The organism is Nocardia higoensis NBRC 100133, from assembly GCF_000308595.1.
GTDB lineage: Bacteria > Actinomycetota > Actinomycetes > Mycobacteriales > Mycobacteriaceae > Nocardia > Nocardia higoensis.
This window is the reverse complement of record NZ_BAGA01000145.1, coordinates 30382-45070: the sequence shown is the minus strand read 5'-3', so window position 1 is coordinate 45070 and position 14689 is coordinate 30382. Positions and strand designations below refer to the sequence as shown.

The 14689-nt window shown below is 69.2% G+C and carries 14 protein-coding genes; all 14 read right to left on the bottom strand.

The genetic code is table 11. From position 1 onward, the window contains the following. Positions 1-84: 84 nt before the first annotated feature. Positions 85-1932, bottom strand: a complete 1848-nt coding sequence (locus ON26_RS26635) for a cutinase family protein (protein ID WP_083884372.1) — start codon at positions 1930-1932, stop codon at positions 85-87. 202 nt (positions 1933-2134) lie between these two features. After that, on the bottom strand, positions 2135-3373 hold the full coding sequence (gene urtA, locus ON26_RS26630; protein WP_040800206.1) for an urea ABC transporter substrate-binding protein: 1239 nt from the start codon (positions 3371-3373) through the stop codon (positions 2135-2137). Between the two features lie 52 nt (positions 3374-3425). Further along, on the bottom strand, positions 3426-4118 hold the full coding sequence (locus tag ON26_RS26625) for an urease accessory protein UreF (protein WP_157172020.1): 693 nt from the start codon (positions 4116-4118) through the stop codon (positions 3426-3428). After that, on the bottom strand, positions 4105-4896 hold the full coding sequence (locus tag ON26_RS34790; RefSeq protein WP_176569383.1) for an urease accessory protein UreE: 792 nt from the start codon (positions 4894-4896) through the stop codon (positions 4105-4107). The genes ON26_RS26625 and ON26_RS34790 overlap by 14 nt, the downstream gene beginning before the upstream one ends. A 1-nt stretch (position 4897) precedes the next feature. Then, positions 4898-5830: an urease accessory protein UreD gene (locus ON26_RS26615; protein WP_051027639.1), complete on the bottom strand. Its 933-nt coding sequence runs from the start codon at positions 5828-5830 to the stop codon at positions 4898-4900. Continuing rightward, on the bottom strand, positions 5827-6450 hold the full coding sequence (gene ureG / locus ON26_RS26610) for an urease accessory protein UreG (RefSeq protein ID WP_040800002.1): 624 nt from the start codon (positions 6448-6450) through the stop codon (positions 5827-5829). Before ureG ends, ON26_RS26615 begins: the two co-directional genes overlap by 4 nt. Positions 6451-6460: 10 nt before the next feature. Then, on the bottom strand, positions 6461-8176 hold the full coding sequence (ureC, locus tag ON26_RS26605) for an urease subunit alpha (RefSeq protein ID WP_040799999.1): 1716 nt from the start codon (positions 8174-8176) through the stop codon (positions 6461-6463). Positions 8177-8214: 38 nt separating this feature from the next. Continuing rightward, positions 8215-8937 carry an urease subunit beta gene (locus tag ON26_RS26600; protein ID WP_040799996.1) on the bottom strand — a complete coding sequence of 241 codons (723 nt, stop codon included), beginning with the start codon at positions 8935-8937 and terminating at the stop codon, positions 8215-8217. Between the two features lie 367 nt (positions 8938-9304). Then, positions 9305-9826, bottom strand: a complete 522-nt coding sequence (locus tag ON26_RS26595; protein ID WP_051027637.1) for a hypothetical protein — start codon at positions 9824-9826, stop codon at positions 9305-9307. Positions 9827-9893: 67 nt separating this feature from the next. Continuing rightward, the gene (gene puuE, locus ON26_RS26590) at positions 9894-10829 is read right to left on the bottom strand and encodes an allantoinase PuuE (protein WP_040799993.1); all 936 of its coding nucleotides are present in this window, start codon (positions 10827-10829) and stop codon (positions 9894-9896) included. Beyond that, complete coding sequence (gene alc, locus ON26_RS26585) at positions 10826-11842, bottom strand: allantoicase (RefSeq protein WP_040799990.1); 1017 nt, start codon at positions 11840-11842, stop codon at positions 10826-10828. The genes puuE and alc overlap by 4 nt, the downstream gene beginning before the upstream one ends. A gap of 67 nt (positions 11843-11909) precedes the next feature. After that, complete coding sequence (locus ON26_RS26580) at positions 11910-12614, bottom strand: GntR family transcriptional regulator (RefSeq protein WP_245546074.1); 705 nt, start codon at positions 12612-12614, stop codon at positions 11910-11912. 498 nt (positions 12615-13112) lie between these two features. Further along, complete coding sequence (gene lppU, locus ON26_RS26575) at positions 13113-13646, bottom strand: LppU family putative lipoprotein (RefSeq protein ID WP_051027635.1); 534 nt, start codon at positions 13644-13646, stop codon at positions 13113-13115. A gap of 110 nt (positions 13647-13756) precedes the next feature. Next, entirely contained in the window at positions 13757-14686 is a 930-nt protein-coding gene (locus ON26_RS26570) for an AraC family transcriptional regulator (protein WP_040799987.1), read from the bottom strand. Between the last annotated feature and the right edge of the window lie 3 nt (positions 14687-14689).

Genomic DNA, 14689 nt, shown 5'->3' with positions numbered 1-14689 from the left:
CAACCGGCACAATCGGAACGGCCCCGCGTCGCTACCGGAGCAGCGACACGAGGCCGTGGTGTTGAGGGACTTCCGTGGAGAGGACTACCGAGCCGCGCCGGGCTCCTCGGTGAGAGTCGGAGTCGGCACCGGCGTCGTGGTCGTGACCTGGGCGCTGTCGGCGATCCTCGGCCGGTCGGCCGCGGTCGGGGCCACCACATCCGTGGTCGCGGGCGCAGGCACCCGGACCGGCTCCGGCGCGGCCGGAGTCGTCTGGGTCGATTCCGGAGTGGTAGGCGCCGTGGTGGTCGATTCGGTGGTGGCCGACTGCGGGGCGCCCGACTCGGTGGTCGGCTGCGGCGTGGTCGTGCCCTCCGGTGTGGTGCTCGGCGCCGTGGTGGTACCGGCGATCTCCTCGGCCGAGCGGGACGGAGTCGTGGTCGGCGCGCCGCCGGTGGTGGTCGGGGCGGGCTTCTTCGTGGTTGTCGAGGGCTGGGTGGCCGCGGCCGCGAGGTAGGCATTGCGCTCGCGCTCGACCTCGGTGACGTTGACCTTCATCTCCTCGTAGGCCACCGACAGCTCGGCGGGCTCAGGGGCGACCTCGGTGTGCACCGGCTCGCCCGCCTGCGCCTGCTTGGCCAGGTAGGTCAGCCACGCCGCGGCGTACTCCGCCGAGGTCAGCTCCTTGCCCGCGGACGGGTCGGCGTCGTCCCAGTAGTCGAAGTGGTGACCGCTGTGGTTGGGGCCGAGGGTGAGGTTGTACGGGTCGCTCATGATCACCGGGATGGTGTTCTGGTTGGTGACCAGCAGGCCGACGACCTCGTTGAGCAGCTTCTGCGGCAGGTACGCCAGCGGGGAGATCTCCCCGGCCTCGACCGAGTCGGCGACCGGCGCGGGCTGGTGCTCGCCGGGGACGTATGCCGGATCGGAGACCCGCAGCAGCACCTCGAGGAAGGTCTCGTCGCTTGCCATCCAGTTCGGCTGCGAGGCGATATCGGAGAAGGCCGCCACCGCGATCTGCCCGAGCACCATCGCGACGTCGCCGCCGGTCGCCGGGGTCAGTCCCTCGCGTTCGAGCGTGTCGACGTTCAGCTGCCTGCCGACGTTCACCACCAGTTGCAGCAGCGAGATGTTCTCGGGTGCGGCGCAGGTCAGGTCGCCCTCGGAGCAGAACGAGGCGATCCGGCCGTTCAGCGCGCCGAAATCGCCGCTGGTGCCGGGCAGCGCGCCCTGTCCGGAGGTGCCCTGCGACACGTTCTGGTACAGCTTGTCGAAGCCGTCGGGATTGGCGAACGGATCGTCGGCGCCGATGAACGGGCCCTCGCCCGCGCTGCGGCCGGCATCGGCCAGGATGACCACGCCGACGACCTGGTTCGGGTCGACCACGTCGTAGCCGTCCGCGGAGTCGTCGTTGCCGATGCCCATCGCGACCCGGCGCACCACATCGGCGCCCTCGCTGTAGCCGACGATGGCGAAGCGGGTGTCCGGGCAGGCCTGCGAGATCTCGCGCATGACTTGCTGGGTGTTTGCCACACCCGTGTTCACGGCCTGTTCGTAGGACTCCATATTCGCCGGGTAGGCGATGTACACGGCCCGGTACGAGTCCGGATCGACCGCGCCGTCGGGCGCGTTGACCACCGGATCGAGCCACTCGCTGTTGTGATCACCGGCCATCGCGGCGGGCAGCGCGTTGCCGTTGGCGTCGACGAGCATGAGCGTCGAGCCCTCGCGCGGAGTGTCGTTACGCCCGGCCACCGAGATGGCCACCATGTCGTGGCACTCCGTCACCGAGGCCTTGAGTTCGGTATCCACGCTGGTAGGAGGCGTGGTCAACGCCCAGGACGCCGCGACCACGGCGGCGATGCCGAGAATCGCCGGCGCGGCCGCCGCGGAGGCGATCTTGTGGCGCGCGGCGAATTCCTTCTGCCGGACGAGCAACTCTCGAAGAGCCATGTCCCGTTCCCCAATCCAAGTGCAACGAGCTGGTAAGGACTGGCCCCCCGACGGGCCGTATGTCACCTAGCACGTCGGAACCGGCATCAAGATCGTTACCGCCGTGCAACCGGGATCACGGTCACATTGCGCTCGCGGAATCCGAACCGCCCCGGCTGCGACCGACGAAGCAGGTCGCGCGCCGGGGCGGTGTGGCGTGCGGCTAGCGGCCACGCATCCCGTCGGCCCACGGGTAGTTCTCCAGGTACGGGTCCGGGTCGATCGGCCCGTCGGACGACCACACGGGGTAGATCAGCCCGTCCTCGCGCACTTCGCCGATGCGCGCGGTCTTGGTGATGTGGTGGTTGGCCCCGTCGATGGTGACGGTGCCCTCGGGCGCGTCGAAGCTGACACCGTCGGCAGCGGCCTGGATGTCGGCCACGGCGAACGAGCCGGCCTTCTCGACGGTGGCCTTCCACAGGTAGACGCCGGTGTAGGCGGATTCCATCGGGTCCGAGGTCACCCGATCCGGTCCGAACTTCGCCTTGAACGCGGAGACGAACGCGTTGTTCTGCGGGGTGTCCAGGGTCTGGTAGTAGTCCCACGAGGCCAGCTGACCGGCGACGTTCTTCACGCCGATGCCGACGACCTCCTCCTCGCCGACGCACATCGACATGACCGGCATCTCCTGCGGCTTCAGGCCCACATTGGTGTACTCGCGGAAGAACGCGACCAGCGAGTCGCCGACCACCACGTTGAACACGGCGTCGGCGTCGGCGGTGCGGATCTTGTTGACGATGGTGGAGAAATCGGTCGACCCGAGCGGGGTGTAGTCCTCGCCCTTGATCTCGATGCCGTGCTCGGCGGCGTAGGCCTTGACGATGGAGTTGGCCGTGCGCGGGAAGACGTAGTCGCTGCCCACCAGGTAGAGCGACTTCACCCCCTTCTCCCTCAGGTAATCGAGCGCGGGGATGATCTGCTGGTTCGTGGTCGCGCCCGAGTAGAAGATGTTCTTCGAATCCTCCAGGCCCTCGTACTGCTGGCCGTAGTAGAGCAGCGCGTTCTCCCGCTCGAACACCGGCAGCATCGCCTTGCGGCTGGCCGAGGTGTAGCCGCCGAACACCGCGGCGACACAGTCGTCACCGATGAGCTTCTGCGCCTTCTCCGCGAACACGGCGGGCTCGGACGCGCCGTCTTCGGCGATCAGTCGCAGTTGCTTGCCCAGCACGCCGCCGGAGGCGTTGATCTCGTCGACGGCCAGGGTGATGGCGTCGCGGATGACTACCTCGTTGATCGCGGTGGCGCCCGACAGCGAGTTGATCGCGCCGACCTTCACGGTGTCACCGGAAGTGTCCATACAGGAGACCGCCGCGTTCTCGGCGTCGTCGTCGATCCGGCTACCGCACGCGGTCATGGCCAGCACCGCCGCCGACACCGCCACCGGCAGCACGATCCTGTGCATCCGTCTGTTCACGTCACTTCTCTTTTCTCACAGTGGGTTCCGATTCGCCGAGCTAGGTGGTGAACAGGCGGGAACCCGCCTGTTCGTGCCGCATGGCGTGGATGTCCAGCTCGGGGGCGAACGTGACGACGTTGTCGAGTTCGGTGGTCAGGGCGAGACCGGTGGCCTCGGCCAGGAAGCGGGAGTCGGCGCGCAATTGCCGCTGCACCCAGAGCGGTCCGGCGCGCCCGAGCCGCACGGCCGCCGACAACAGGCCGGCGTAGGCCGAGCGCAGGAAGCACAGCACCGCGGGCGCGCAGGCAATGCCCAGCGCCCGGTGCACGACGCCGTCGACGATCGCCTGGTTGCCCGGTGTCGCGCCCTGTCGCACCGCCCGCAGGAACTCGGGCTCGTCGTCGCCGAACAGGCACCGCTGCGCGACCATCGCCGCCTGTCTGCCGCACGAGGCCGAGGCTGTCCGCGCCGACGCGCTCAGCTTGTGCGCCGAGACGTAACGGTCGAGTTCCAGCAGCTCCTCGAGTCCGTCGCGCCGCCAGACATGCGCCATGGCGACGGCGTCGAGCCCGGCCACGGTGTCGAGCACGAAACTGCGCCCGACTTCGGCGAGCTCGTTCTCGCGTGCCGCGGGGTGGGCGCCGAGCCAGGACTCGAGTCCGTTCGAATGGACGAACCGACCCGCGGGATAACCGCTGTCGTGCAGTTGCAGCAGGGCGAGCGTGGCCGCGGGGTCGTCAATCGTGAACATCGCCGGCACCGCTGTGTGCGTGGATGGGTTCACGGCTGTGCGCGGCCCCGTGTTCGTGCCCGTGCCCGTGCGCGTGCCCGTGCCCGTGCCCGTGCGCGGTGCCGTGGTCGTGCCCGTGCCCGGTGCCGTGACGGTGCCCGTGGTCCTGCCCCCGCTCATGGCCGTTGCCGTGCCCGTAGTTGTCTCCGTCGCTGTGGCTGTGGTCGTGGTCGCCGTGGCCGCCCTCGTGGCCGTCGTTCCCGCGCCCGTGGTCGTGATGGCGTGCCTGGTCGTGAGCGCGTGCGTGGGCCTCGGCGTGTTCGTGATGGTGGTCGGCGGAGGTGTTGCTCCAGCCGTGCCGGGCCAGTGGCACCGGGCGGACGTCGCCGACGAGGCCCAGATCGCGCAGGGTGCGGCGGGCGGTTTCCGGGCCGGTCATCATGGGGGTGGCCAGGCGCTGCGCGGTGACGTCGAGCGGCGCGTGCTGATTGCCGAGCAGGTAGCCGAGCAGCAGGGCGCGCCGGACCGCGTCGGGACCGGTGTTGTCGGCGAACTCCACCACGATCGCGTCCTCGGCGGGCCGCTGGACCACGACTGCCGTCTCGTCGTCGGCCCACAGAACGCTGCCCTCGGCCAGAAAAGTGCCGCGCGGCAGACGGATCCGCAGTTCGCGGCCCGCCGACGTGGTCACGATCCGCTGGTGCTTGCGGGCATCGCCCCAGGCGATGGAGACGTGCTCGACGGTCAGTCCGGCGAACCGTGGCTCGTCGGCCTGACCCAGAATCCGTGTCGCTTCCATCTCACATCCTCGTCATCGGGGCCGGTCGGCCGAGCAGTTCCGTGCGCGCGACGGACCAGACCGCTCGCAACGCGGTATGCAGGGCGGGCGCGCGCGAGGCCAGCAGCCGCACGGCCACACCGAGCCCGGCGGGTAGCGCGCTGCACGCGCCGAGCACGCCGGGCAGGGTCTCGATCCGCTGGTGCAGCGCCGTCACCAGCGCCGTCGTGTCGCGCCCGGGCGCGAGCGCCAGAAACGAGGCCACATAGTCGTGCCCGGCCAGCAGGCCGAGCCGCCGCGGATCACGCACGGCGGGAACCACTTTCACCACGTCGCGCATCCCGAGCCGCGCGCCGTTGCGGACGCTGGTGGCGGCGACGAAGGACTCGAACGCGAATCTTTCGCCGTGCCCGATGCGCCCGGCCGCCAACGACTCCCAGCCGAGGTACACCGCCCCGTCGGCGATCCTGATCTCGGTGCTCTGCCGATAGCGAGCCCCGGCATGTGGAATCGCGCTCTTCGGCAGATACTCGAGCACCGCGCCTTCGCGCACGTCGAAGTCGAATACGTGGACCGATTCCCCGGTGTGATCGCCCGCCCCGGCGAAGACCTGCGTCGCGGCCTGCCCGGTCAGGTGCAGCCGCGCCCCTTCGGCCAGCTCGACCGAAGTCCGCAGCCGGTCACCGGGAAACGCGCCGGCCGTCGGATTCTGCACGCAGACGAACGCCATGCCCGGATCCGCCTCGTCGAGATACATCGGCGCGGTCACCCGCTGCGGGAACCGCTGGGAGACCCGGGCGAGCCGAGTCCGCCCATCGGTCGCGCGTACCGCGTCGACGGTCAGCGTCGCGTACTCGGGCTCGGCCGTGGTCTGCGGCCCACTCGCCGCGCCACCCGGGGACACGCCGGTTGCTGCCGGTACGGCCGCCCCGGCCACGACCATCGCGGCGGTCACGGCGACACCCGTGACCCGATCATCGCCCCGCGCAGCAGTTCGGCGAACAGGTCGTCGAGCCCGGCCCCGGAGCGCAGATCGGTGAACACGGTCGGCCGGTCGGGCCGGGCGACGGCCGCGTCGGAGCGCATCCGGTCGAGATCGGCGCCGACCAGCGGCGCGAGGTCGGTCTTGTTGACCACCAGCAGGTCGGCCTGCAACATCCCGATGCCCTTCTTGCGGGGGATGTCGTCGCCCGCGGCGGTGTCGATCACGAAGACCCAGTAGTCGACCAGGTCGGAGGTGAAGGTGGCGGCCAGGTTGTCACCGCCGGACTCGATGAGGATCACCTCGACGCCGGGGAATCTGTTCTCGAGTTCGGCGACCGCCGAGAGGTTGGCCGACGGGTCCTCGCGGATGGCGGTGTGCGGGCACGCGCCGGTCTCCACCGCCATGACCCGCAGCGGATCGATCAGACCGCTGGCGCGCACCCGGCGCGCGTCCTCGTCGGTCACCAGGTCGTTGGTGATGACGGCGACGTCGGTCCCGTTGCCGGCGAACATCGGCAGCAGCCGCTCCACCAGTCGCGTCTTGCCCGATCCGACGGGTCCGCCGATACCGATCCGAATGGCCTCGCTCATGGATGTCTCCTCACTTGATCGTGTAGCGGCGGCCCAGCGGCACCCGCGTCATCGGCGTGCTCGTGCACAACTCGCCGTCGACTTCCACGCGATAGGTGTCCGGGTCGATGCGGATGTCGGGCAGGTAGTCGTTGTGCAGCAGATCGGATTTGGACAGGGACCGGCAGCCCAGCGAGGGCACCAGCGGCTTGCTCAGCCCGATCCGCTCGGCCAGCCCGCCGGCGATCGCCGCCTCGGCCACGAAGTTCACCGACACATCGGTGGGTGTGCGCCCGAACGCCGACCACTGCGGCCGGTACTTCAACGGCTCGCAGGTCATCAGCGAGGCATTGGACTCGCCCATCACCGACCAGGTCGGGAACCCGCCCTTGAACACCACCTCGGGCCGGATGCCGAAGAACTTCGGCTCCCACAGCACGATGTCGGCGATCTTGCCCGGCTCCAGCGAGCCGACGGCGTGGTCGATGCCGAACAGCTTCGCGGGGTTGATCGTCAGCTTCGCCACGTAGCGCAGAATGCGGTGGTTGTCCGCGCCGGTGCCGGCATCACCGGGCAGCGCGCCGCGGGTGGCCCGCATGTGTGAGGCCAGTTGCCAGGTCCGCGCGACCGATTCGCCGATGCGGCCCATGCCCTGGGAGTCCGAGCCCATCGCCGAGATGGCGCCCAGGTCGTGCAGCACGTCCTCGGCGGCGATGGTCTCGCGGCGGATCCTGGATTCGGCGAAGGCGACGTCCTCGGGAATCCGGGGATTGAGATGGTGGCAGACCATCACCATGTCGAGGTGCTCGTCGAAGGTGTTGACGGTGTAGGGGTTGGTCGGATTCGTCGAGGAGGGCAGGCAATTGGCTGCGCCGACCACGCGCATGACGTCGGGTGCGTGCCCGCCGCCCGCGCCCTCGGCGTGATAGGTGTGGATGGTGCGCCCGCCGATCGCGCGCATGGTGTCCTCGTAGAAGCCGGACTCGTTGAGGGTGTCGCTGTGGATCTGCACCTGTAGTCCGAGCTGGTCACCGGCGTCCAGGGACGCGCGGATCGCGGCCGGGGTGGCGCCCCAGTCCTCGTGGATCTTGTAGCCGATCGCCCCGGCGAGACCCTGCTCGATCAGCGGATCCACGTGCGCCGCACTGCCGTTGGCGATGAACCCGAAGTTCATCGGAAAGCCCTCCGACGAGCGCAGCATGCGGGCCAGATTGTTCGGTCCCGAGCTGGTGATGCCGACCGTGACCGGCCCGAGCCCGCCGCCGATCATGGTGGTCACGCCCGCGGAGATCGCCTCCTCGACCAGCCCGGCGCTGTCGAAGTGGACGTGTACGTCGATCGCGCCCGGCGTGGCGATCATGCCCTCGCCCGAACGCACATCGGTGCCCGCGCCGATGATCAGGTCCGGATCCACACCGTCCTGTACCCGAGGGTTGCCCGCCTTGCCGACCCCGGCGATCTTTCCGTCGCGAATCCCGATGTCGCACTTGCGGATACCGAGCACCGGATCGATGAGCACGACATTGGTGATGACGAAGTCGAGCGCGCCCTCGGCATTGGTCACCGAGTTGTGCACCGCCATGCCCTCGCGCATCGACTTGCCGCCGCCGAAGACCGACTCGTCCCCGTAGACGGTGTTGTCGCGCTCGATCTTCGCCAGCAACTCGGTGTCGGCGAGCCGGACCCGATCTCCGGTGGTGGGGCCGAAAAGCTCGGCGTAGTGCTTGCGGGTGATGTGTACGGACACCTGGCTCGACTCCTCTGTATCTCTCCGGCTCGGGGTGCTCAGGACCGGTCCGCGGAATCCCGGAAACCCGAGTCGCGCAGGGTGTTCATCGCCGTCTCGAGGGTGTCGCCGGTCAACGGCCCCTCGGTCATCTCGTTGAGCCCGTAGACCTCGCGGCTGCCGCCGAGCGCGACCAGCGCAACCTCGCGTTCCTCGCCGGCCTCGAACCGCACCGCCGTCCCCGAGGGCACATCGAGGCGCATTCCGAACGCGGCGCGGCGATCGAACAGCAGCGCGCGATTGGTCTCGAAGAAATGGAAGTGCGAACCGACCTGGACCGGCCGGTCGCCGGTGTTGATCACCGTGAGCGTGACGCTCGGCCGCCCGGCGTTGAGCTCGATCGTCCCGTCCTCGGTGAGCACCTCACCGGCGCGCCGCATGTCGAACTCGTCGAATTCCGCTGCCCCCGCACCTGTCCCGGGCCGAATCGGATCGTGGATGGTGACCAGCTTCTGCCCGTCCTCGAAGAACCCTTCGACCTGCACCGTCCCGATCAACTCGGCCACACCGGGCAGCACGTCGTCCTCGCTGAGCAATTGCGCGCCGATCTCGGTCGCCTCGGCGACCGAAGCCCCGGCCCGCGCGGCCTCGACCACCTCGTCGGCGATGATCGCCCGCGCCTCGGGATAGGTCAGCCGCAGCCCCTTCGCCCGCCGTTTGCGAGCGAGTTCGGCGGCCAGGAAGAGCAGGAGCCGATCCTCGTCCTTCGGTGTCAGGTGCATGGGGGTGATTCCTCGCTCGTCGAGCCGACTCGGGGTGTTCTTCCGACCGGAATGGTCTGCTGAGGGGAATCATTGTTAACTGTCGAGAACTCCGCAACCCGGCTGTGGCTGATCCTGCAATCGTCACGAAGACCGAACGCGCAGCTAACGTGCCGGAAACACGGGCGGCCGGAATCGAGGGGAAATGACCCGCTGAGAGCTTTGGGCAGCGGGTCTGCCGCGGTCGCCTCGGCCGACGTCAAGGGCGCGCGGCGCCCGTCCCGCGGGTGTGCACGGCCACCGCGGGGCGTCGGTAATTTCTTGCCGTCGGATTCCTGAGAGGAAACCTCAGTGTGCACTGTGAACCAGGGGAGTCAGCCGACGGGCGTCACCAGATGTCGGCCCAGGCGGGCCGTTCTGCCACGTCGAATGCCGTCGAGCGCTTGCGAACCCGCATCGGCATCGTCGCCCCCACCGGGAACCGGTCCCGGAAATCCCGCATGCGCTTCCCGCGCCATCGGGCGAACGCGAAGCTCTTACGGGCGCGATACGGCACCCCGGTCTCGGGGTGGGTGAACTCCACCTCGATCTGCAGCTCGTGCAGAGTCGTCGTGTCGCTGACCCGCCGCATTCGGTAGCCGGTGTCGACAACCGTCCCGGTGATGACCTTCGCGCGCCGGCGCAGATAGGCGCGGCGCAGCCACCACGCGCCTTCGAGTACCGGCGGCCACAGCCACATCCCCAGTAGCAGACCCACCGGCAACGCCAAGATCTGCGTATCTCGGGAGGAACCGGACCAGCCCCAGAGGGCCCATACGGCATTCAGCATCGCGGACATGAACAGCAGCGACCCCATCGCTACGGCGAGCATCCACGGAATCGTCGCGAGCGACATCAGCTTCTTCGCCATCGGCGGCCCCCTTCGTCCACCGGGATCGTAGTGTCCCGATTCCGGCGGACGGCAGCGGCGAGGCTCGTCAGAGCGCGGGCATGCGCACGGGATGTGTGGCGCGCCAATGGTTCGCGATATCGATGCGGCGGGTGATCCAGACCTTCTCGTGCGACTGCACATGATCGAGGAAGCGTTCCAGTGAGGCCAGCCGCGCGGGCCGCCCCACGATCCGGCAGTGCAGTCCGACGCTCAGCATCTTGGGCGCCCCCTCCACGCCCTCGGCGTACAGCACGTCGAAGGCATCGCGCAGGTGTGCGAAGAACTGTTCGCCCGAGGGGAATCCGGCGGGAGAGGCGAATCGCATGTCGTTGGTGTCGAGCGTGTACGGCACGACCAGGTGGTTGTCCACCTGCCCGGCCGCGCCGTGCGGGACGGGCACCCAGTAGGGCAGGTCGTCGGCGTAGGAATCGGAGTCGTAGGTGAAGCCGCCGGCCTCGACCACCAGGCGGCGGGTCTGCGGGGAGTCGCGGCCGGTATACCAGCCCAGCGGCCTGCTACCGGTCACCTCGGTCATGATGTCGATCGCCTCGCGCATGTGCGCGCGCTCGGTCTCCTCGTCGACGAGCTGATAGGACTGCCATTTCAGCCCGTGGCAGGCGATCTCGTGCCCGAGTTCGAGGAACGCGGCCGTGGCCTCGGGATTGCGCTGCAACGCGCGTGCCACACCGAAGATGGTGAGCGGCAACCCACGTCGCCGGAAGGTCCGCAGCACCCGCCACACGCCCACCCGGGAGCCGTACTCGTACAGCGATTCCATCGACATGTGCCGGTTCGGGAACGCCTGCGCCGGGGTCATCTCCGACAGGAAGGTCTCCGACGCCTCGTCGCCGTCGAGCACGCAGTTCTCCGCGCCCTCTTCGTAATTGAGCACGAACTGCACGGCGATGCGGGCGTCGCCGGGCCACTGCGGATGCGGTGGCCGCGGGCCGTAGCCGATCAGGTCGCGGGGGTATTCCGTCATGCCGACTCCCAGCGCTGTTCCAGTTCCGTCCAGCCCGCCTCGGTGGGCGCGCCGAACAGGCGCAGGCGCGCCAGGCCGCCGTCCGGATAGACGTTCAGCCGGACTTCGAGGACCGGCGCGCTCGACGCGAGCACGAAGCGGTGCCGGGTATCCGGCTGCAGTGCCGTGCGCGCCAGCAGCGGGACCGTCGCGCCGTCCTTGCCGATACCGACGATCTCGGCCTCGCCGGGCGCGTTGCCCAGAAAACATGAGGTGTCGACTTCGGCGAGCGCGATAGTGCCCTCCGTCGCCAGTCGCACATGCACCCAATCGTTGCCGTTGTCGCGGCGCCGGGCGGTCTCCCAGCCTTCGCCCATCGTGCGGGCAGGCCCGGGCATGAGCAGATTCTGCGGGGCCGAGTAGAACCGGTTCGAGCAGTCGGTCACATAGGCGCCGTTCTCCAGCGCCGCCAGATCGACCGGGCCGAGGCGCAGCAGGGCGGGATCGGGCCTGGCCTCGCCGTGCACCCGCAGCCGGGCCACGCCGCCGTCGGGAAAGATGTTGAGCCGCACATGGGTGAAAGTGCGCGCGTCCTCGACGCTGTACAGGTTGCGGGTGTCGCCCTGCGCCGACGACCGCGCGACCAGGGTGACCCAGTCGTCGCGTGCGGCCAGCTCCCGCGCCGGTGGATGCCCGTCGGCGCGCAGGCCGTCCAGGGAGATCTCCGGCGGGTAGTTGCCGCGGAACCAGGCCGTGTCGACCACGACGCCCCTGATCACGCCGGGCACGCCGAGCCGCACGATCGCGCTGTCGTGCCCGGGGCTGCGCCTGCGCCTGGTCTCCCAGCCGTCGTAGATCTGGCCCTTCGCGCCGAAGGTGGCCGGTGAATAGGCCGGGTCACCCGGGCGGACCAAGGCCTCGCGCTCGGCGAAGAACTCGTCGTTCGCCCACACCACGGCGCCGCCGAGCGAGCGGACCGCCAGATCGGGCAGGGCGAGAAATCCGGCGACTTCGGGGGAGTCGTTGCTGTTCAAAAGGTCTCCTCGTCGTGATCGATGGTGGCGCTGCCGAGAGGAAGCCGCCGTGCGGACGGTCGCGGCATCAGGTTTCGTGTTCGGAAGCGGGCGCCCGGTCGTCCGGCAGCACATGTCGCAGCGTCTCGAGCGTGGGTATCCGCCCGCGCTCGATGTGGGTATAGGCCAGCGCCGCGGCGTGATCGGGCTGCCCGGCGCAGATCGCTTCGCAGAGCTCGCGATGCTCCTTGCAGGCCACCACCGGATCGCGGTGGGCGGTCATCCGGAAGATCCACCGGTCCCGGCCGGAGACCGGCCGCATCATCGTCGACAGGAGTGAGTTGCCCGCCAGCCGGATGATCTCCTCGTGCAGGTCGGCATTGCGCTCGGTCATCTCGAGGTCGTCCTCGCCGTCGACCGCGCCCACCGCGCGCTCGAGACTCTCCCGCAAGGCGGACGTGTCGGCGCCGTGGGCGACGCGCAGCGCGGCGAGCCTGGTCGCGTAGACCTCGACACCCAGCCGGACCTCGAAGAGCTCCTCGACATCGCGCATGGTCAGCTGGGTGACGCTGGCCCCCCGCCGCAGCGCGGTGGTGATGAAGCCGTCGGCTTCCAGCTGCGGGAGCGCCTCGCGCAACGGCACGCGGGACACGCCCATGGTGTCGGCGAGTTCGCGCTCGCGCAGTCTCGATCCCAGGGGCAGCTCGCCGATGATGATGCGATCGCGCAGATCGGTGTAGACGCGGGTGGACAGTGGGCGAGGGTCCTCGACGCCGGAATCGTTGGATGGCAATGGATGTGGTCTCCTCTCGCGTGGTCCCCGACGCCGCGCTCCCCGCCATCCTGGCATACCAAAGCAGGTGCCGAAAGCTGGAGGCTTCAAGTGAAATGCGCTCCAGCTGGGATTTACCATCCGGAAACAATCATGGAACAGCCTCGACACGACCTGTCCGCAGATTTGGCATACCAAAAGATTCGGCATTCCACATCGGAGAAGGGGTCCCCGAGATGAGAAGAGGCGGATTGTTCGCGGCGCCGGGGAGATCCGGGCCGGTGGCGTCACGGTCGACGGGCCCGGCGCCGATCACGGCATGGTGTTCCAGCAGGACGCCATCCGTATGTGGTTGCGCGTGGCGGACAACCTCGCCTTCGGCCCGAAGTCGCGCGGCGTGCCTCGAGCCGAGTGGCCGCCAGTTCTCCGGCCGCATGCGCAAACGACTATTTCACCCGCAGCAAACTGTCGTCGATCCTCGGAGGTGAGGCGCCGTGAGGAGCATCGCCCGCTGGGCGCTCAGAACTCCTCGACGCAGACCACCTTGTTCCGCTCGGTGTACTGGTATCCCACCCCGCTGGCGCAAGCGCCCAGGTCGGAGGTGCTGTGCACGATCGCGGTCACCCGGACACCCTCGACGGCGGGCTCGGTGCACGCGATCCGGTACGGGGAATCAGCGCCCATGTCCATGCAGCCCCCGATCACCCAGTCGTAGTCCAGGCACAGCGCCCCGGTCTGCACATCGTCGAGCGTTTCGGCATACCAGCCGTCGATATCGGCGATGCACTCGTCGCTGTTGCTCACCTTGTCGATCACGACATAGTTGGAAGCAGGGCTACCGCAGGCGGCTCGTTCGATGGTCGCGTTCTCCTCGGTGCCACCCAGATTCACGCACTCACCGATGCGGGCATCGAAGTCGAGATAGCCCTGGGCGGCGACGATCGGCAGGGAACCGGGTTGCGCGTTCGCGATGCCCGCGGCGGGGACGATCAGCGCCGCTCCGGCGACGACGGTGAAGGCGGCGCGTGCCGCGGCGGCCAGAGGCCTGAGCATGTTCTCTCCCGTTTCGGGTCGCGCAGTGGCGACCGATCGACCAGTCACGCTGCTGCGCAACGGAAGAACGTATCACGCCCCGACGTCTGGGCAGAGCGGAGCAAATCCGGCTACGCGCTCGGTGCGGCGCGGAATTCGCTGGGGCGCATGCCCCGATGCCGTTTGAACGCCGCGCTGAACCCGAAGGCGTCCGCGTAACCCACGGCCTCGGCGACCTGCGCCACGGTGCGGCTACGGTCGGTCAGCAGCTCTTCGGCTTCGTCCATGCGGCATTCGGTGAGATAGGCCAGCGGCGACTGCCCCATGACCTCGGTGAAGCGGCGGGCGAACAGCGCCCGCGAGACCCCGGCCACGGCGGCCAGCGAGGCGACCGTCCAGCCGGTGCCGAGCCCGGCGTGCATCGCTTCCAGTGCGGGGCCGACCACCGGATCGGCGGGACCGCGAAACCATCCCGGCGCTTCGGCTTCCTGTCCCTCGAACCAGTCGCGCAGCGTGCACACCAACGCCCAGTCGAGCAGGCGGTCCATCAGCGCCTGCGCTCCGGCAGGCCGCCGGGCCGCGTCCGCGGCGACGGATTCCATCCAGGCGCACACCTCCACGTCGTCGGACACCACCAGCGCGGGCGGCAGCGCGCGTAGGAGCCGTTCATGACGCCGTCCCGAGGCGCGGTAGGCGCCGACGATCAGGGCGGTCTCACCGGCGGGGTCGTTTCCCCAGCGTCCGCCGCCCAGACCGGCCTCGCATTCGTTATCCGGTGCGAAGCAAGCGATTTCGTATTCCTCGTGCGGCAGGTCGACCGAATCCGGGCGATCGGCGAGCAGGAACCCATCCGGGCCGCGCACGACGGCGGTGTCTCCCTGCTCGATCCGGCGCTGCGCCCCGTCGGGCAGCAGCAGCGTGCCCCCGCCGCGCAGCACGGTCACCATGGTCAGCGGCGCGCGGTCGGCGAAGCGGATGGTCCACGGCGGTTCCAGGACCGCATGGGTGAGGACGGCTCCTTCGGCGCGGATGCCGCCCAGCAGTCTGCTCAGGGGGTCCACGCC

What these genes read in the sequence shown, in the direction of transcription:
- ureG (WP_040800002.1), bottom strand. Translation starts at nt 6,450, where the DNA reads ATGAGCGAGGCCATTCGGATCGGTATCGGCGGACCCGTCGGATCGGGC.
- lppU (WP_051027635.1), bottom strand. Translation starts at nt 13,646, where the DNA reads ATGCTCAGGCCTCTGGCCGCCGCGGCACGCGCCGCCTTCACCGTCGTC.
- urtA (WP_040800206.1), bottom strand. Translation starts at nt 3,373, where the DNA reads ATGCACAGGATCGTGCTGCCGGTGGCGGTGTCGGCGGCGGTGCTGGCC.
- puuE (WP_040799993.1), bottom strand. Translation starts at nt 10,829, where the DNA reads ATGACGGAATACCCCCGCGACCTGATCGGCTACGGCCCGCGGCCACCG.
- ON26_RS34790 (WP_176569383.1), bottom strand. Translation starts at nt 4,896, where the DNA reads ATGGAAGCGACACGGATTCTGGGTCAGGCCGACGAGCCACGGTTCGCC.
- ON26_RS26600 (WP_040799996.1), bottom strand. Translation starts at nt 8,937, where the DNA reads ATGCACCTGACACCGAAGGACGAGGATCGGCTCCTGCTCTTCCTGGCC.
- ON26_RS26625 (WP_157172020.1), bottom strand. Translation starts at nt 4,118, where the DNA reads ATGTTCACGATTGACGACCCCGCGGCCACGCTCGCCCTGCTGCAACTG.
- ON26_RS26595 (WP_051027637.1), bottom strand. Translation starts at nt 9,826, where the DNA reads ATGGCGAAGAAGCTGATGTCGCTCGCGACGATTCCGTGGATGCTCGCC.
- ON26_RS26635 (WP_083884372.1), bottom strand. Translation starts at nt 1,932, where the DNA reads ATGGCTCTTCGAGAGTTGCTCGTCCGGCAGAAGGAATTCGCCGCGCGC.